At 58.2% G+C, this 1,383-nt stretch carries 1 pseudogene; it reads left to right on the forward strand.

The features are described from left to right. The first annotated feature begins 563 nt into the window (after positions 1–563). Positions 564–824, forward strand: a pseudogene (locus tag LB557_RS31475) (type II toxin-antitoxin system ParD family antitoxin). Positions 825–1,383 lie beyond the last annotated feature (559 nt).

The following is a 1,383-nucleotide window of genomic DNA, read 5'->3' on the forward strand; positions in this document are numbered from 1 at the left end:
TGGAGCAGCCCGGTAGCTCGTCAGGCTCATAACCTGAAGGTCACAGGTTCAAATCCTGTCCCCGCAACCAAACAAAAACGGCCCGCCTGGCTCTATGCCGGCGGGCCGTTCGCGTTCCGATCTCTCCGCACAGAAATTCGAACCCATCAGCCCCCAAACCAAGCCAACAAAACCTCACAAAGAAAACGGCCGCCAGAGTCCAAATCGGCGGACCGTTGCCTATCCGGATCGCCGTGGAGTCGATCCACTCTGTTCAGGACCCGCAAAAAGGCGCCGCCGACGCGCGGGACAAATCAAATCAGCGAAGGCCATGGGGACGGGGTTCAAGATCGATGGCCGCCAAGCATGAACAGATTGGCCGGTTGGGCTTTAACTCAGCTGGTCTCCTCACACGCTTTCGGATGCCGGTAGCACGGGCTGCGGCCCTCCGCTCCACAGAACTGTCCCAATCGTTATTTCAATTCTGCCGGATCGGGTGACCCCGCTTGAGCGCGTGGTGACGGTGAAACGCGTTCGAGGCGGCAGAATGCTCCTCTGCCACATAATATCTTCCAGGAGGTGCCATGCCCAATTACGCTTTGAACGACCACCATGAGCAATTCATCAAGCGGCAACTCGAATCAGACCGCTACAACAATGCCAGCGAGGTTGTCCGCGCCGGCCTACGCATGCTCGATGACTTCGAGGCGGAGCGGCAAAAGTGGTTGCGCGAGGAAATTCCGCACGCCCGGCGGCTTCCAGCAGAATCCGACGAAGGGAATTCCAGCTGAAGCGGTCTTTCCAGCCTCGAAGCGCGCCATCGCGCGAAGCAGGCGAAGGCCTAGTAGGAACGGAATATCGGATCGTCTTTCATCCCCCGGCACAAGCCGAACTCGAACAGCTCCATGACGATATAGCCGAGCGGCCGTCGCCAGCGATCGCCTGGAATCTTGTCGTGGTATCCAGGACCATTGTCTCGGCTTAGCGACTTTTCCACAGGGAGGCACCGAGCGGCTCGATATCATGCCTGGGCCGCGGATTGTTGATTGCCGGGGGCGGTCAGCATTTGCCTTCGTGATCGAGGATGAGCAGGTGCTGATCCCTCGACATCTTCTACGCCAGTCGACTCACACCGGAATTGCTGGAGAATCGGCGCTGAAAGCCGCTCGGGCGAGGTCCGTGGGCGGGCAGCAGTTTTCAAAGCGAAGCATGCCAGGCGTCGGGTCAAAGTGGGAACCCACGCATAAACAACCGTGAAAGCGACGGGGGAATTCAGCCTAGCCAACTCACGAATTTCAGCCCCGTGGATATCTCTACGATAAATCGAAAAAACATTTGGGAACGGTGTTGACAGTTTTGGTTGGTGGCGACTATATACGCCTCACGAACGAGGGCGGTGCGCCG

The organism is Mesorhizobium sp. BR115XR7A (assembly GCF_020165315.1).
In the GTDB taxonomy this organism is placed as follows: domain Bacteria; phylum Pseudomonadota; class Alphaproteobacteria; order Rhizobiales; family Rhizobiaceae; genus Mesorhizobium; species Mesorhizobium australicum.